The following is a 15,786-nucleotide window of genomic DNA, read 5'->3' on the forward strand; positions in this document are numbered from 1 at the left end:
CTGAGCCAGGATCAAACTCTTCATCGTTATTTTGTTTGATATATTACTATATCTTAAATTGTGATGATGCTCAAAAAAATCTTCGTATCTTCTACTGAAACTAGTTCAGTATAAACACGTAATTTACTCTTTAATTTTACGCTGTCAATTTCAATATCTTCAATGAACTTCGCACCTTAAGTGCCTTATTCCTTATCATTCCCTCTCGGTATGAATCACTTAACTCAATCGCTAAGCGGATGCAAATATAAGAACTTTTTTTCTTTTAAAACAAATAAAATTTAAATTATTTTTTAAATCTTTTTTCCTTCTAAAACTAACAGAAATCTCTGCCTAAATAAACCCTTATAATGTATCTGAACTCATCAACTTGACTAACTAAATAGTCGTTGTTGCGGGTGCAAAGATACGTTACTTATTCCCTTTTTACCAAATCTTTTTTTAACTTTTTTTAAAGTATTTCTTGAAAAATACTTAAACTATTTAAAACAAGGACGTTGTAAGCGTAAATAATTATGAAAATTTAACAAACATTATAAAACATCACCTGTTATTTAAAAGAAATACTGTAATACTACTAGGAAGAGGTCCTTTTATGATACTAAAGAAGTCTGAAAGATTATTATTCCCTCTATTAAATCCTAAATTAAAAATCAGGTATATTATAGCTTTGTTATTAAATAAAGAATGATTACTAAGCTAACCACATAAAAAAAACCATTTAGAAAAATTTCTAAATGGTTTTTTTTATGTGGTATTGACTTTAACTATCCTCCAAAGTCATCAAAACGTACATTTTCTTTTGGTACACCAAAATCATCACACATTTTAACTACTGCTTGGTTCATCATTGGTGGTCCACAGAAATAGAATTCTATATCTTCTGGAGCTTCATGATTGTTTAAGTAATTATCAATTAATGATTGATGAACAAATCCTACAAATCCATCCCCTTCATCATCATGTATATCTTTTTTAACCTTCCAATTATCCTCTGGTAGAGGCTCAGATAGCACTAACTGTAACTTAAAGTTAGGGAATTTTTCCATTAGAGACTCGAAATAGTGAATATAGAATAATTCACGTTTAGAACGTCCACCATACCAATAGGTAACTTTACGTCCCGTTTTCATAGTGTGGAATAATTCATATAAGTGAGATCTCATTGGTGCCATACCTGCTCCACCTCCAATATAAATCATTTCAGCATCAGAATCTTCGTTTATAAAAAATTCTCCATAAGGTCCTGAAATAGTTACTTTATCTCCTGGTTTTTGATTAAAAACATAAGAAGAGGCAATTCCGGGATTTACATCCATCCATCCACCCTTAACTCTATCAAAAGGAGGACAAGCAACACGTACATTTAACATAATCTCTCTTCCTTCAGCAGGATAAGAAGCCATAGAGTAAGCACGTTCTACTGTTTCTGGGTTTTTCATTTTTAATGGCCACAAACCAAATTTTTCCCATTCCGCTTGAAACTTATCAGGCTCTCCTGGGTGATCTGTTGGATGAGCAGTAATATCCATATCCTTATAGTCTACTTCACATGGTGGAATTTCTATTTGAATATATCCTCCTGCTTTGTAATCCATATCTTCTGGAATCTCTACTACAAACTCCTTAATAAATGACGCTACGTTGTAGTTACGAACTACAGTAGCTTCCCATTTTTTAATTCCAAAAATTTCTTCTGGAATAGAAATTTCCATATCATTTTTTACTTTTACCTGACATCCTAAACGAGCTCCTTTAGCTAACTCTTTACGAGTAAAGTGAGGCGTTTCTGTTGGTAAAGCTTCACCCCCACCTGAATGTACGTGACATTCACACTGGATACATGTTCCACCTCCACCACAAGCTGATGGTAAAAATATTTTTTCGTTACCTAAAGTTGACAATAAAGAACTTCCTGTTTCTACTTCAATTGTTTTTTCTCCGTTGATCGTAATTTTTACTTTTCCTGACGGTAATAATTTTGCTTTAGCTCCTAATAAAATACTTACTAAGATTAAAACAATAATCAAGAAAACAACGATACTAATTGCAATTACATTCATAATTATATCTGTTCTTTATTATTATAATTTGATTCCTGAGAAACTCATAAATCCAATCGCCATTAAACCCGTAATGATGAAAGTAATTCCTAAACCTTTTAAAGGTCCTGGAATATGAGAATATGCTATTTTTTCTCTAATAGCTGCAATAGCAACAATTGCTAACAACCAACCTATTCCCGATCCTAATCCATACACTGCAGATTCTCCCACATTGGCAAAATCTTTTTGCTGCATAAACAAAGAACCTCCTAAGATTGCACAGTTAACAGCAATTAACGGTAGAAAAATACCTAATGCTCCGTACAACGCTGGTGCAAAACGCTCAACAATCATTTCTACCAATTGTACCATAGATGCAATTACTGCAATAAACATGATAAAACTTAAGAATGACAAATCAATACTAGCGTAGTCTGCTCCTAACCAAGATAAAGCTCCTGGCTTAAGCAAATAAGAGTCTATTAAAAAGTTTACAGGAACTGTAATAGATAATACAAATACTACTGCCGCCCCTAAACCTACAGCTGTATTTACTGTTTTTGATACTGCTAAGTAAGAACACATTCCTAAGAAATATGCAAATACCATGTTCTCAATAAATATACTTTTTACAAAGATGTTAATATATTCCATCGTAACTATAGATTTTAGTGTTGTTCAATTAATTTTCTGTTCTTAGAACGTTGTACCCATATAATGATACCTACTGTGATTAATGCCATTGGCGACAATAACATAAACCCGTTATTTTCGTATCCTAATGCATACAACCCAGTAGAATCTGCTATTGTTTTCGCCTTGTGACCTAAAATCTCAATACCAAATAATTTACCAGATCCTAACAATTCTCTAAACACAGCTACCAATACCAATATTAATGCATAACCTGCACCATTCCCAACTCCATCTAAGAAAGATTTCCATGGTCCGTTTGCCAAAGCAAAAGCCTCTAAACGCCCCATTACAATACAATTGGTAATAATCAGCCCAACAAACACAGATAACTCTTTACTTACATCGTATGCATATGCTTTTAACACCTGATCAACCAAAATTACCAAAGAGGCAACGATTAATAATTGAACGATGATACGAATACGTCCTGGAATTAAGTTACGTATTAATGATACAATTACATTTGATGCAATTACTACAAATAATACAGCTAAAGACATTACAACTGCTGGCTTTAATTGCACAGTAATTGCCAATGCTGAACATATACCTAATACCTGAACTGAAATTGGGTTATTATCATTTAATGGATCTGATAATAACGCTTTATTTTGCTTTGAAAATAATGCTTCTTTTCCTTCTGCCATGACTAGTTATTTTTAAAATAAGGTAAATAATGAGACAAACGTTCATCTATCATTTTAGACACCCCATCAGAAGTAATAGTACCTCCAGAAATTGCATCTACTCCATGATCGTCTTCTGCTTTTGCTCCACCTTTAACAGCAGTAACAGAAACAAAATTGTTTGATTCATCTAAAATCTTTTTTCCTGTAAATTGAGTTTGAAACCAATCTGTAGTAATTTCTGCACCTAAACCAGGAGTTTCTCCTTTGTGATCGAAATTAGCACCTACAATTGTGTTTTTATCTGAAGCTAAAGCTATATACCCCCAAATAGCATCCCATAAACCTGCTCCATACAAAGGAACAATGTAAAAGGTTTCACCATCTTTTTCGGCTACATATAAAGGATAACGTTGTTTGTCTTCATCCTTTTTAATTTCATTTTTCAAACCAATTTTAAAAGCATCGGTACTTGTATCAACAGTTCCATCATTTTTTAAAGCCAATTGCTTTTTGATATACTTGTTAAATTCAAGTTCTGCTTCTTCTCTTGATACACCAGTTACCCCAACGGTTCCTAATATATTCTGCATTTTTTCTGCTTTTACGTTTGTATCCTGTAAAGGTTTTAAACTAGTGGCAGTAAATGCTAATAATCCTGCAATAATTGTTACAATAATAATTGCGAAGATAAACGTGTATGCGTTACTATTCTTGTTCATAATTATGCAGCTTTTAAACGATTTTTACGTTTTTTAATGTTCCCTGCAATCACATAGTGATCTATTGTTGGAGCAAAAACGTTCATTAATAAAATAGCCATCATCATTCCCTCTGGATATGCTCCGTTAAACACACGAATCAAAATTGCAAAGAAACCGATTAAGATACCATAAATCCATTTTCCTTTTTCTGTTTGTGCTCCAGACACAGGGTCTGTAGCCATAAACACAGCACCAAAAGCAAAACCTCCTACTAGTAAGTGTTGCCACCAAGGAAAGTTCATTAAATCATTAACACCAAGTGTGTTAAAAATTAATGCCATTACAGCACCTCCTACAAAAGTTCCTGTTATAATTTTCCAAGAACCTACTCCTGTAAAAATTAAAACGGCAGCTCCAATTAGGATGGCTAGCACAGAAGTTTCTCCAACCGAACCAGGAATAAATCCTAGAAACATATCCATTACAGACCAGCCAGGTTCAGTACCTGCTGCTAATTGCCCTAAAATTGTTTCTCCAGACACTGCATCAATAGTACTTGCATCTGCAACCCATACCTTATCTCCGGACATTTGTGGAGCGTAAGAAAAGAATGCAAAAGCACGAGCAATTAAAGCTGGGTTAAAAATATTCATTCCTGTTCCTCCAAATGCTTCTTTACCAATAAACACAGCAAAGACAACAGAAACAGCTAACATCCACAAAGGAAAGTCTACAGGCATAATTAAAGGAATTAACATTCCTGAAACCAAATACCCCTCGTTAACTTCATGTTGATTGTATATTGCAAAAGCAATTTCTATAGCCAAACCAACACCATAAGAAACCAATAACATTGGTAAAAACTTCCAAGCTCCAAAAATAATACAGTCTATAAATGCTGTACTTTCTCCTAACTGTGAAAAGTGTTGATATCCTAAATTATACATTCCGAAGAACATAGCTGGTAACAATGCAAAAATTACAGTTACCATTACCCTTTTTAAATCTACTCCATCTCTAATATGCGCTCCTTTGCTTGTGTTGTGTTTTGGCACAAATAACAAAGTATCGATAGAATTGATTGCTGGAGCAAATTTCTCAAGCTTACCTCCCTTATTGAAAGGTTTTCTTATTTCGTCAAATTTCTTTCTTAAAAAATCCATTATCCTACTTCTTTAATCATTAAGTCTAATCCCTTTCTGATGATGTCTTGAGCTTCTAATTTAGAAGTATTGGTATAATCAACCAAAGCAAAATCTTCAGGAGCTACTTCGTAAATCCCTAAATTCTCCATTTTCTCAATATCATTTGCAATACAAGCTTTTAATAGTTGCATTGGATAAATATCTAAGGGAACTACCTTTTCCATTTCTCCTGTAACCACTAATGCTCTATCTTCTCCGTTTGTACTTGTTGTTAATTCGTACTCTTTACTAGAGTTTAACCAAGCAAATGAAGTTTTAGAGTTACTGTGTATTGATCCACTACCTACAAAAGGCAACCACCCAAAGAAGCGGTATTCTTTTCCTTCTGGAATTATTGTAATTACATTGTCGTAGAAACCTAAAAAGTCATCAAGTTCTATTTGAGTTCCTGTTAAAACATTTCCTGAAATAACGCGAGAACCTTCTACAATTGCATTTTGAGTAACAACTTCTTTTATGTTTTGACCTGCTGCCAACACATGATATTGAGGATTGTTAACCTGAGAACCTACCAAAGCTACAACTTTTAATGCGTTGTAATTTCCTGTTAAAAAAAGCTCTCCAATTACAGCAACTCCCTGAGGACTTACAGTCCAAACCTTATCACCTTGATTTACTGGATTTGTAGCTGCTATTTGAGTCCCTACATTTCCTGCAGGATGCTTACCATAAACATTTAAAATGTTTGCGTTTTCTATCTTACTAAAAAAACTAGCTTCACTACCATCAACCGCTAAATTAACAGCACCTTCAGTTAATTTTGACAACGCATTGATTCCTGCTTGAAAAGCTTCCTCTTTCCCTTTTAATGCATACGCATAATCGGGTCCTAATGGAGCGGTATCAAATGACGAAACAAAAATAGCCTTTGGAGAATCTGCTGGATCTGCAACAACATCATAAGGACGTTGTTTTACATACGCAAAGCTTCCACTCTCTAAGATTTTTTCTAAAACAGCCTCTTTATCCAAGTTTAATGGATTTGCTGCTCCAAAATCTTTGAACTGATCTTCTGATTTTGCTTCAATGATAATTGCTAAAACCTTACGTTTAGCCCCTCTTTTAACCTCTTTCACAATTCCACTTACAGGAGAAGTAAACTTAATCCTGTCATTTCCTTTTGAAAAGAAAACCACATCACCAACAAGAACTTCTTCACCTGCTTTAACAGCAAGTTTTGGTGTAATACCATGAAAATCTGTAGGTTTAATAGCGTAGAAAGCGGAACGAGAAGATGCAGCTGTAGTCAGAGCTGCCTGTCCTTTAAGCTTAATAGTTAAGCCTTTTTTTACCCTAATGTCTTGTGACATATTTATAAATTTAATTTATTTTGTACGTATAAAATATGCAACAAATTTAAATAAATTGATTCTTGATAGGTCTACAAAAGGCCTTTTATTTAGAGGCTTTGTTTTATTTATAATAATTCTAAGTAATTTTGTTTTAAATATTTCGTTAACACCAAATAGTTTCAAAAAAATGAACATCAATTTATTACAAAACAGTATTTTAACCAAAAATTATTTAATGTTTTATAGATCCTTCTTTCTGATTATTTTGTACAGTTCGTGTTTGTTTTCTCAAATAAACGATGCCCATTTTATTAAAAGTGTATCAGTAAAAAACAATAAGAGTGAATTCCCTCACACTGTTCATCCATTACAGAGCACCGTTACTTTTAGCTTTGATGATGTTACTGGAAACCAAGAAGAATACTATTATTTAATTACACATTGTGAGGTAGACTGGACTCCATCAGACCTTCCTAATTCTTATTATGTGGATGGGTTTAACAACTTACAGATTAATAATTTTGAAAACTCTTTTGGCACATTGCAAAATTACACTCATTACAATTTTACAATTCCCAACGAAAACACTACCATTACAAAAACCGGGAATTATCTGTTTCAAATTCTTAACGAAGACGAAACTATTGTTTGCGAGCGAAAGATTACATTTTACAACAATCAAGTTACAGTAGGACTTAAAATTTCGGAAAGTAGAGATTTAGCTAATTTCAACAAAAAACAAGCTGTTGCTCTAACCATCTACACAGGAAGCTTAAATATAAACTATCCAAATCAAGAGCTTAAAACATTTATTTATCAAAATGGAGATAGACAAAACAAAACTCCCTTTTTAAAACCAACCTTTACAAGCAGCAACACCTACACCTATAGACCAACCCAAGAAACTGAATTTTATGCGGGTAATGAATTTTATTATTTTGACAATAATGAAATTTTGAGAAACTCTAGGTTTGTTGCTAAAAACTACAGAGAAGACAATGACTATCACTCTATTTTATTCCCTAAGAAAAGTAGAACTAATAGTTTATACACCTACAACCCTGATATTAATGGAAGTTTTGTCTTTAGAAACTTCAACTCCGAAAACACAAACACCGAAGCAGAATACAGTAAAATACATTTTGCACTGCAAAATGAAAAAGAATTCTCAGATAAAGATATTTACGTATATGGAGCTTTTAACAACTTTCAATTTACAGATAATAACAAATTAAAACTAGAGGAGTCTGGGAAATATTTAACAACATCTATTTTACTAAAACAAGGTTTTTACAATTATGATTTTGTAATTAAAAATGATGATGATGATATTGACAGACACACTATTAGTGGTTCTTTTTACGAAACAGAGAATAACTATGAAAGCCTTGTGTATTATCAACCTATAAACTCTATATACTACCAAGTAGTAGGGTACGGAATAGCCAATAGTAAACAACAAATAGAAAATTAGTTGTTTACTAATTTTATCTTGATTATATTTAAGTAAACGAATTTTTAATTAATGACCGAAGCAACTACTCAAGGAATTAAAATATCTGTAAATTCTGTTTTTTGTGGAATGCAAGAGCGCAACCAACAAAAACATTATTTATTTGATTATTATATCATTATTGAAAACTTATCTCCTAACACCGTTCAATTATTTTCTAGACATTGGGAAATATATGATTCTTTAAATCAGACAGAAATTGTAGAAGGAGAAGGAGTTGTTGGTATACAGCCTATTTTAAAAAGTGGCGAAAGACACGCTTATAAATCTCACTGTATATTGCTTTCTAATTGCGGCTCTATGAAAGGCTACTATAATATGTTGGACCTAGATAAAAAAACTACTTTTAAAGTAGAAGTCCCTAGATTTCAACTACAAACAGACTCTATACTTAACTAATTCTTTTTAATAAAAAAACAGCATTGTTTTGTTTTACAACTACTTCTTTACAATTGGTTGGATGTATAAATTGATACTTTAAAGACGGATTAAACCTTAGTGACTCTTCAATAAACTCACCTTTAAAATCATTAACACCCATTGCTGTATATCTAGCAATTTTATATGTGTTTTTTACAACAGATTCCATTTTAAACCAAGCACCACTACCAATGCCACCTAACCAAGTTGCATTTTCTATAAAAAAATTCTCTTTATCAGGAAACTCGGTTCCTATTCCACTTAATTCAACATCAAACTTATTAAAGAAACAACTAAAATATTCTTTTAACACAGACCTGTTTGCATAGTGTTGTATTTTAGAATTGTGCACTACCAAAATTTCATTTTCAGTAGTTCCTTTTATTACATTACCAATAGGGCTTGGGGTAAATAAATTAGAAGTTTTTAATTTTAACTGTATCTGTTTATCGCTACAAGAATTTATAATTGTATCTGTTACAAACCTGGCACAGTTGCTTCCTTTTTTAACAAATGCTCCATACGGAATTTCTTTCTCATCAATTAATTTATCAATAAAAAAAATTGCCTTTCGATAGTTAATTTCAGTATTTACACTAGCCACCAACCGACCACTACCATGCGTTTTTTCAGGATGCTTATTTAGCCATAACAATAGCTCATCAATATTAATTAGTTGATTATTTTTAAAAATAGCTTTTAAAGGAACTTCTAACTCTACATCTGTTTCTTTTGAACGAACCCTACCCGCTCCATAAGAAGTAATATACCTACCAAAATCATAATAATCTACTGTTTGTTGCTCTTTATGAATTAACAACAATGCAGCATGTCCTGCCTGAACAGCATCTTTAGTTCCTACCCCAAACAAAGGCCAAATTTTACTAGAAAACTCGCCGTAAGCAGGACGAACCACAGTGTCTGGATACGATAAGATTACTATAACTCCATCAGTAACCATAGACTACACATTTACTTTATCAAAAAGATTGTTAAATCTATGCGTTTCATTTTTTACATAATCAAAATATTGCATAGACAACTTATCTTGTTCTTTTACCACCACCGTTGTACTGATTGTTTCTACAATATCTCTTTTCATTTTTGGAGCTATTTCTACACTCCCTAAACTATCATTCTGATGAAATTTTAACAACTTTTCTTTTACACATCCTTTTTGCGACAGAATATCTTTTGCAAACCATTCTTTACGAAGTACTTTAACCTCATCGGTATACAAAGTAGATGAGGACCATATATAAGGCTGATCTGCATTTAGCACAGTTACGTGTTTTGTTTTATTACACCAAACTAGCTCATAAGCCTTGTTTGTGCTTTCCCAGTCTACAACAGTTAATGTAAACGGTGCTACATCTGTTAAATCAATAGACTCTAGTGTTGTTTTTAAATTATTGCATGTTAAAATAGACTTTACCACAACACCTCTACTTTTTGGATATTTTATAGCAGGATCGTGATATATAAAACCACCATTTAACAAACAAACCAAACGTTTTTGTTCCGAAACACCAATCCAAGTTCCACCAGCTACATTGTCTTTTGGATACATTAAATTTACATCCAATTCTTTATAATAAGCAGGTGGCAAAGTTTCTCTTTCTACCTGTTCGTCTCTGTTAGAAATAAAAACAAATCCTTTTAATGTAGGAACATAAGTTACGGTACACATAGGCAATTTAAAATATAATTACTTTTTCTTTTGTCTGTAAATCTATTAAAAATTACACTTCTTTAGCATTTAGAGTGTGATGGTTTCTTAAGATTGTTAAATTTGCAACCTTAACAAACTAGCATGCAACGCATACAAAAGCAATTTTCTATTACAAATCTGTCTAAAATCAAAAATCAAATATTGATTTGGGGAAACAAACACTCTAAAATTGCATGGTTAGACTCTAACAAAAACACAAAATCTACCACGCAAGCATTGTTGGCTGTTAATGCAATTAGCACACTAAAAACCGATTCTAAAAATGCTTTTGCCCAATTAAAAGAATACATCAACTCTATTAACGATTATGCTTTTGGTTTTTTAGGATATGACTTAAAAAATGATGTAGAAAACTTAAGTTCTAATAATATTGATGCTAGTGAATTTCCTGAAATGTATTTTTTTCAACCCGAAAAACTAATAGAGATCACAACAAATACTGTCCTTTTTAAATATCCCGATTATTTAGAACACGAAATTGAAAAGGATTGGAATGATATTTTAAAAGCACACTACCATCCACAAACAAAAAACAGTTTAACAATTAAAAGTAGAGTTGATAAAACAACCTATATACAACAAGTAGAAAAAGCTTTAGAAAAAATTCATTTGGGAGAAGTTTATGAACTTAATTATTGTCAGGAATTTTATTCTGAAAACGCAACCATTGCTCCTTTAGAAACGTATTTAAAATTAAACAGTATTTCATTGGCACCATTTGCTACATTTTTAAAATTAGACGATTTGTTTTTACTATCTGGATCTCCAGAAAGGTTTTTAAAAAGAAAGGGAGATTATTTATTGTCAGAACCTATTAAAGGAACTGCTAAAAGAGACACAAATCCTGCAAAAGACAAAGCACAAGTAGAAAGTTTAAAAAACAATACCAAAGAAATTGCAGAAAACATAATGATTGTAGATTTGGTAAGAAATGACTTGTCTCACATTGCCCAAAAAGGAACCGTTAAAGTAGACGAACTATGTAAGATTTATACTTTTAAACAAGTTCATCAAATGATTTCTTCTATTAGCTGTAACATAAAAAACAATATTCATTCTGTAGATGCTATTAAAGCTTGCTACCCTATGGGAAGCATGACAGGTGCACCTAAAATTGCAGCCATGAATTTTATTGAAGAATTAGAAGCTAGCAAACGTGGCATTTATTCTGGTGCTGTTGGTTATTTTACACCCAACCAAGATTTTGATTTTAATGTAGTTATTAGGAGTATTGTCTACAATCAAACAAAAAAACACGTGTCATTTTCTGTAGGTAGTGCCATTACCTCTAAAGCAGACCCCGAAAAAGAATACGAAGAGTGCTTGCTAAAAGCCAAAGCAATGCGAGAGGTATTAACAAACTAAGATTTCTTATTTTTATAAAAAACAATCCTGTGCTTAAAGAATTAAAAAATCACTTAGCTGCCAACTTCCCTTTTTTAAACAATCAAAAACTATTAATTACTGTTTCTGGCGGAATTGACAGTATTGTTTTAGCACATTTATTTCATCAACTAGGCTATACTATTGCAATTGCACATTGTAATTTTAAATTAAGAGATGAAGAAAGTAATTTAGATGAAGCTTTTGTAAGCAACTTTGCCAAACAAAACAACATTCCTTTTTATGCAACTCAATTTAACACCAAAGAGTATTGCTCCAAAAACAAAGTATCTACACAAATTGGAGCCAGAGAACTAAGGTATGATTGGTTTGCTACTTTATGTAAAGACTTTACATACAACTATATTTTAACAGCTCATCATTTAAACGATGTGATGGAAACTTTTTTCATCAACCTATCTAGAGGAACAGGTATTGATGGACTTACCAGTATTCCTGCAATTAACAACAATATTATAAGACCCTTGCTTCCTTTTTCTAGAAAAGAAATTGAAACCTATGCTAATGATCAAAACATTAACTGGAGAGAAGACAAAAGCAATGCAGAAACGAACTATTTACGAAATAAAATTAGACACAATATTGTTCCTGAGTTTTACAAACTAAACTCTAACTTTGAAGAAAATTTTAAAACAACACTTTCTAATATTTACAAAACTAAAGCATTTATAGATTCTAAAATAGCATCCTTAAGAGACACTCTTTTTAATACTGATAAAGACATCATTCGCATTCAAAAATCAACTCTTTTAACATTAAGTGAGTTTGAAATTTATGAGCTTTTTAAATCTTTTAATTTTCATTCTCCATCAGAAATCAGCAAACTATTACTAGCGCAATCTGGCAAAGAAATTTCATCAACAACACATAAGTTACTTGTTAATAGAGAGTATTTTATTCTTTATCAACAAGATAAAAACACAGAAGAAAAAAGCTATTTAATCAAAAGTTTTAACGACTTAAACAAATTACCTTTTTTACTAACAAGCTCATCAACACAAACAACAACAACAACAACAACAACAACAACAACAACAACAACAACAACAATAGACAACAATAACATTGCTTTAGATCTTACTAAAACTAAACTCCCCTTACTAATAAGAAAATGGCAAGAGGGAGATGTTTTTTACCCTACAGGAATGTTAGGCAAAAAGAAAGTTAGCAAATATTTTAAAGATCAAAAATTTTCTAAGCTAGACAAAGAAAATTGTTGGCTGTTATGTAATTCTAAAAATCAAGTAATCTGGATTATAGGACACAGAGCAGACAGGACACAAACCACTAATGTAGCTAAAGAAAATACTGTTTTTTTACATAAAAAATGATATTTCTCAGTATCTATAGCGTTGTTAACTCTTTAACTATTTAATTAGAACTGTATTTTTTTACATTATTTTTTTACAGTACACAGCCATGTTGTATATTTATAAAAATTAATCTAATAAAACATGTCTAAACAAACCAAATTAACAAGATTCAATGATAACGTTCTTGCTAAATACCAGGTTTACAATAGTGTTTTTTCTACCCTACCTTTTGATAGCGTAAGTAAGACAGGAACACTTTTGCCTTTATTTAACGAGAATTGTATTGAAGGTTTTAAAAGTGGTAAAACTCCCACCGAAATTGTAGATGAATTCTTTGACAAATACAAAACAGGATCTACCGAAGAAGAAAAAATTAGTTTTCTTTTTAAGTTCATCCAATACATAGAACGTCAAGTAGTATTGTTTGATGCTATTGAAGATGCTGCTTTCCCTATTGTAAACAATATGGCGGGTGTAGGTACTATCAGAAATATTAAAGAAGAAGCTAGTTCTAAACGTGTAAGAAAAGAGTTAAGACAATACTTAAACGAATTTAAAACTCGCTTGGTATTAACCGCTCACCCTACGCAATTCTATCCTGGAACTGTTTTAACTATTTTAACAGATTTACAAGAAGCTATTAAAAATGACGATTTAAGTTTAATTAAAAAGTTATTAGCTCAGTTAGGAAGAACTACATTTTTTGCTGATAAAAAACCAAGCCCATATGATGAAGCAATTAGCTTGATCTGGTATTTAGAAAATGTTTTCTATCATTCTATTAGTAAAATATACGATTACATTCAATCTCATTTATTTGATGGTGATGATATTGATAACGAAATTATCAACTTAGGATTCTGGCCTTGTGGAGATAGAGATGGTAACCCATTTGTAACTACAGAGACTACATTAAAAGTTGCTAGAAAATTAAGACAAACAATTCTTAAAAATTACTACAGAGACGTACGTCAACTAAAACGTAGATTAACGTTCCCAGGTGTTTTTGAATTGATGAATGAAATAGAATCTGCTTTATACGATAGCTGTATTACAGAAAACTCTCCTATTAGAATTTCTGTAGAATCATTATTAAGCAAAATGATTTCTATTAAAAAAACCTTAAAAGAAGAACAAAGTAATTTATTTGTAGATGAAGTAGATAGCTTTATCAACAAAGTAAAAGTATTTGGATTCCACTTTGCAACCATGGATATTCGTCAAGACAGCCGTGTGCATCACGATGTATTTACGGGTATTGTAAAAGAATTACACGAAAAAGGAGATACAACTTTCCCTGCAAACTACTTAGAATTATCTCCAAACGAGCAAATTGAAGTATTAGCTAAGGTAAAAGGAGATATCAACCCAGATCAATTCTCTGAAGAAATGGTTGTTAGAACTTTAGGATCTATTAGAGCTATTGGAACTATTCAGAAAGAAAACGGAGAAAAAGGTGCCAACCGTTACATTATTAGTAACAACCAAACAGCATTAAACGTAATGGAAACATTTGCGATGCTTAACCTATCTGGTTTTGATGATGGTTTAAATGTTGATGTTGCTCCTTTATTTGAAACCGTTGACGATTTAGAAATTGCTCCAGAAGTAATGAGACAATTGTATTCTAATCCAGAATATCGTGCTCACGTAACAACTAGAGATAACAAACAAAACATTATGTTAGGTTTCTCTGATGGTACCAAAGATGGTGGATATTTAATGGCCAACTGGGGAATTTACAAAGCCAAAGAAGAGTTAACAAAAGTATCTCGTGAATTTGGAATTAAAGTAATATTCTTTGACGGACGTGGTGGACCACCAGCTCGTGGAGGAGGAAAAACATCTAAATTCTATGCTTCATTAGGAGAAAATATTGAAAATAAAGAAATTCAGTTAACCATTCAAGGACAAACTATTAGTTCTAACTTTGGAAACTTAGACTCTTCTCAATACAATATTGAGCAATTATTAGGAGCAGGAATTACCAATAAGATTTTTAACGATCCGATGAATGCTTCATTATCTGATGAACAAAAAGAATTATTAGAAAGCCTAGCAGAATCTAGCTTTAAAGCATATTCTGACTTTAAAAACCACGAAATGTTTGTGCCTTACTTAGAACGTATGAGTACATTAAAATTCTATGGTAAAGCAAACATTGGATCTCGTCCATCTAAACGTTCTAAATCCGATCAATTAAACTTTAGCGATTTAAGAGCTATTCCTTTTGTAGGATCATGGTCTCAGTTAAAACAAAACGTTCCTGGTTTCTTTGGTGTAGGTACTGCCTTTAAAAAATACGAGGATGCTGGCGAATTTGACAAAGTTCAAGATTTATACAACAACTCTAACTTCTTTAAAACGTTATTAGAAAACAGTGTAATGTCTATGGAAAAATCATTCTTTGACTTGACTAGCTACATGGCTAAAGATGCAGAGTTTGGTGAATTCTGGAATATTATTCACGATGAATTTGAATTAACTAAGAGATTGTTGTTAAAACTAACAGGTCACAAAGAGTTAATGCAAAACTATCCTGATGGAAAAGCTTCTATTGCAGTACGTGACTCTATTGTATTACCATTATTAACCATACAACAATACGCACTTAGAGAAGTACAAAACATGAATAGAGAAGGTATTCCTAATCCTACACGATTAGAGACTTTTGAAAAAATTGTAACTCGTTCATTATTTGGAAATACAAATGCAAGTAGAAACTCTGCTTAATAAAATATAGTGTATATAATATTAAAAGCCTTCTGAGAAAATCAGAAGGCTTTTTTTTATGATAGTATGTTACTAAAAAAGTCATAGAATATCATTTAAACCC

General features: G+C 31.9%; 13 protein-coding genes. 5 read left to right on the plus strand and 8 right to left on the minus strand.

Annotated elements, in window-relative coordinates; genetic code table 11:
* Positions 1-767 precede the first annotated feature (767 nt).
* The 6 genes from nqrF to FHR24_RS00030 are packed head-to-tail and all read right to left on the minus strand — an operon-like array spanning position 768 to position 6,586.
* Positions 768-2,063 (minus strand): NADH:ubiquinone reductase (Na(+)-transporting) subunit F, encoded by a 1,296-nt coding sequence (gene nqrF / locus FHR24_RS00005; protein WP_167181991.1) that lies wholly within the window; start codon positions 2,061-2,063, stop codon positions 768-770.
* 21 nt (positions 2,064-2,084) lie between these two features.
* Positions 2,085-2,699 (minus strand): NADH:ubiquinone reductase (Na(+)-transporting) subunit E, encoded by a 615-nt coding sequence (gene nqrE, locus FHR24_RS00010; RefSeq protein WP_167181994.1) that lies wholly within the window; start codon positions 2,697-2,699, stop codon positions 2,085-2,087.
* Positions 2,700-2,713: 14 nt separating this feature from the next.
* Positions 2,714-3,388 (minus strand): NADH:ubiquinone reductase (Na(+)-transporting) subunit D, encoded by a 675-nt coding sequence (locus FHR24_RS00015; RefSeq protein ID WP_167181997.1) that lies wholly within the window; start codon positions 3,386-3,388, stop codon positions 2,714-2,716.
* Positions 3,389-3,390: 2 nt separating this feature from the next.
* Positions 3,391-4,089, minus strand: a complete 699-nt coding sequence (gene nqrC / locus FHR24_RS00020; protein ID WP_167182000.1) for an NADH:ubiquinone reductase (Na(+)-transporting) subunit C — start codon at positions 4,087-4,089, stop codon at positions 3,391-3,393.
* Between the two features lie 2 nt (positions 4,090-4,091).
* Positions 4,092-5,234, minus strand: coding sequence for an NADH:ubiquinone reductase (Na(+)-transporting) subunit B (locus FHR24_RS00025; protein WP_167182003.1), 1,143 nt, complete (start codon positions 5,232-5,234; stop codon positions 4,092-4,094).
* Positions 5,234-6,586: a Na(+)-translocating NADH-quinone reductase subunit A gene (locus tag FHR24_RS00030; RefSeq protein WP_167182006.1), complete on the minus strand. Its 1,353-nt coding sequence runs from the start codon at positions 6,584-6,586 to the stop codon at positions 5,234-5,236. The genes FHR24_RS00025 and FHR24_RS00030 overlap by 1 nt, the downstream gene beginning before the upstream one ends.
* A gap of 169 nt (positions 6,587-6,755) precedes the next feature.
* Here FHR24_RS00030 and FHR24_RS00035 point away from each other — a divergent pair, with 169 nt between their 5' ends.
* Both FHR24_RS00035 and apaG read left to right on the plus strand, forming a co-directional pair.
* On the plus strand, positions 6,756-8,042 hold the full coding sequence (locus tag FHR24_RS00035; protein ID WP_167182009.1) for a type IX secretion system plug protein: 1,287 nt from the start codon (positions 6,756-6,758) through the stop codon (positions 8,040-8,042).
* Positions 8,043-8,093: 51 nt separating this feature from the next.
* Positions 8,094-8,480, plus strand: a complete 387-nt coding sequence (gene apaG, locus FHR24_RS00040; RefSeq protein ID WP_167182012.1) for a Co2+/Mg2+ efflux protein ApaG — start codon at positions 8,094-8,096, stop codon at positions 8,478-8,480.
* Here apaG and FHR24_RS00045 read toward each other — a convergent pair.
* Together FHR24_RS00045 and FHR24_RS00050 are read right to left on the minus strand one after the other, a co-directional pair.
* The gene (locus tag FHR24_RS00045) at positions 8,473-9,462 is read right to left on the minus strand and encodes a DUF6695 family protein (RefSeq protein WP_167182015.1); all 990 of its coding nucleotides are present in this window, start codon (positions 9,460-9,462) and stop codon (positions 8,473-8,475) included. The genes apaG and FHR24_RS00045 overlap by 8 nt on opposite strands.
* A 3-nt stretch (positions 9,463-9,465) precedes the next feature.
* Complete coding sequence (locus FHR24_RS00050) at positions 9,466-10,191, minus strand: NRDE family protein (protein WP_167182018.1); 726 nt, start codon at positions 10,189-10,191, stop codon at positions 9,466-9,468.
* Between the two features lie 123 nt (positions 10,192-10,314).
* Between FHR24_RS00050 and FHR24_RS00055 the strand changes: the two genes are divergently transcribed.
* From FHR24_RS00055 to FHR24_RS00065, 3 genes are all read left to right on the plus strand, one after another.
* Positions 10,315-11,598, plus strand: coding sequence for an anthranilate synthase component I family protein (locus FHR24_RS00055; protein WP_167182022.1), 1,284 nt, complete (start codon positions 10,315-10,317; stop codon positions 11,596-11,598).
* A 29-nt stretch (positions 11,599-11,627) separates the two neighbouring features.
* Complete coding sequence (gene tilS, locus FHR24_RS15700) at positions 11,628-12,968, plus strand: tRNA lysidine(34) synthetase TilS (protein ID WP_167182040.1); 1,341 nt, start codon at positions 11,628-11,630, stop codon at positions 12,966-12,968.
* A gap of 123 nt (positions 12,969-13,091) precedes the next feature.
* Entirely contained in the window at positions 13,092-15,683 is a 2,592-nt protein-coding gene (locus FHR24_RS00065) for a phosphoenolpyruvate carboxylase (protein ID WP_167182043.1), read from the plus strand.
* The last annotated feature ends 103 nt before the right edge of the window (positions 15,684-15,786 follow it).

Source organism: Wenyingzhuangia heitensis (genome assembly GCF_011762155.1).
GTDB lineage: Bacteria > Bacteroidota > Bacteroidia > Flavobacteriales > Flavobacteriaceae > Wenyingzhuangia > Wenyingzhuangia heitensis.

Excerpts from the sequence above, each read along its gene's own strand:
- FHR24_RS00055 (WP_167182022.1), top strand. The coding sequence starts at position 10,315 with ATGCAACGCATACAAAAGCAATTTTCTATTACAAATCTGTCTAAAATC.
- FHR24_RS00030 (WP_167182006.1), bottom strand. The coding sequence starts at position 6,586 with ATGTCACAAGACATTAGGGTAAAAAAAGGCTTAACTATTAAGCTTAAA.
- nqrC (WP_167182000.1), bottom strand. The coding sequence starts at position 4,089 with ATGAACAAGAATAGTAACGCATACACGTTTATCTTCGCAATTATTATT.
- nqrE (WP_167181994.1), bottom strand. The coding sequence starts at position 2,699 with ATGGAATATATTAACATCTTTGTAAAAAGTATATTTATTGAGAACATG.
- apaG (WP_167182012.1), top strand. The coding sequence starts at position 8,094 with ATGACCGAAGCAACTACTCAAGGAATTAAAATATCTGTAAATTCTGTT.
- FHR24_RS00065 (WP_167182043.1), top strand. The coding sequence starts at position 13,092 with ATGTCTAAACAAACCAAATTAACAAGATTCAATGATAACGTTCTTGCT.
- FHR24_RS00025 (WP_167182003.1), bottom strand. The coding sequence starts at position 5,234 with ATGGATTTTTTAAGAAAGAAATTTGACGAAATAAGAAAACCTTTCAAT.
- FHR24_RS00045 (WP_167182015.1), bottom strand. The coding sequence starts at position 9,462 with ATGGTTACTGATGGAGTTATAGTAATCTTATCGTATCCAGACACTGTG.
- nqrF (WP_167181991.1), bottom strand. The coding sequence starts at position 2,063 with ATGAATGTAATTGCAATTAGTATCGTTGTTTTCTTGATTATTGTTTTA.
- FHR24_RS00015 (WP_167181997.1), bottom strand. The coding sequence starts at position 3,388 with ATGGCAGAAGGAAAAGAAGCATTATTTTCAAAGCAAAATAAAGCGTTA.
- FHR24_RS00035 (WP_167182009.1), top strand. The coding sequence starts at position 6,756 with ATGAACATCAATTTATTACAAAACAGTATTTTAACCAAAAATTATTTA.
- FHR24_RS00050 (WP_167182018.1), bottom strand. The coding sequence starts at position 10,191 with ATGTGTACCGTAACTTATGTTCCTACATTAAAAGGATTTGTTTTTATT.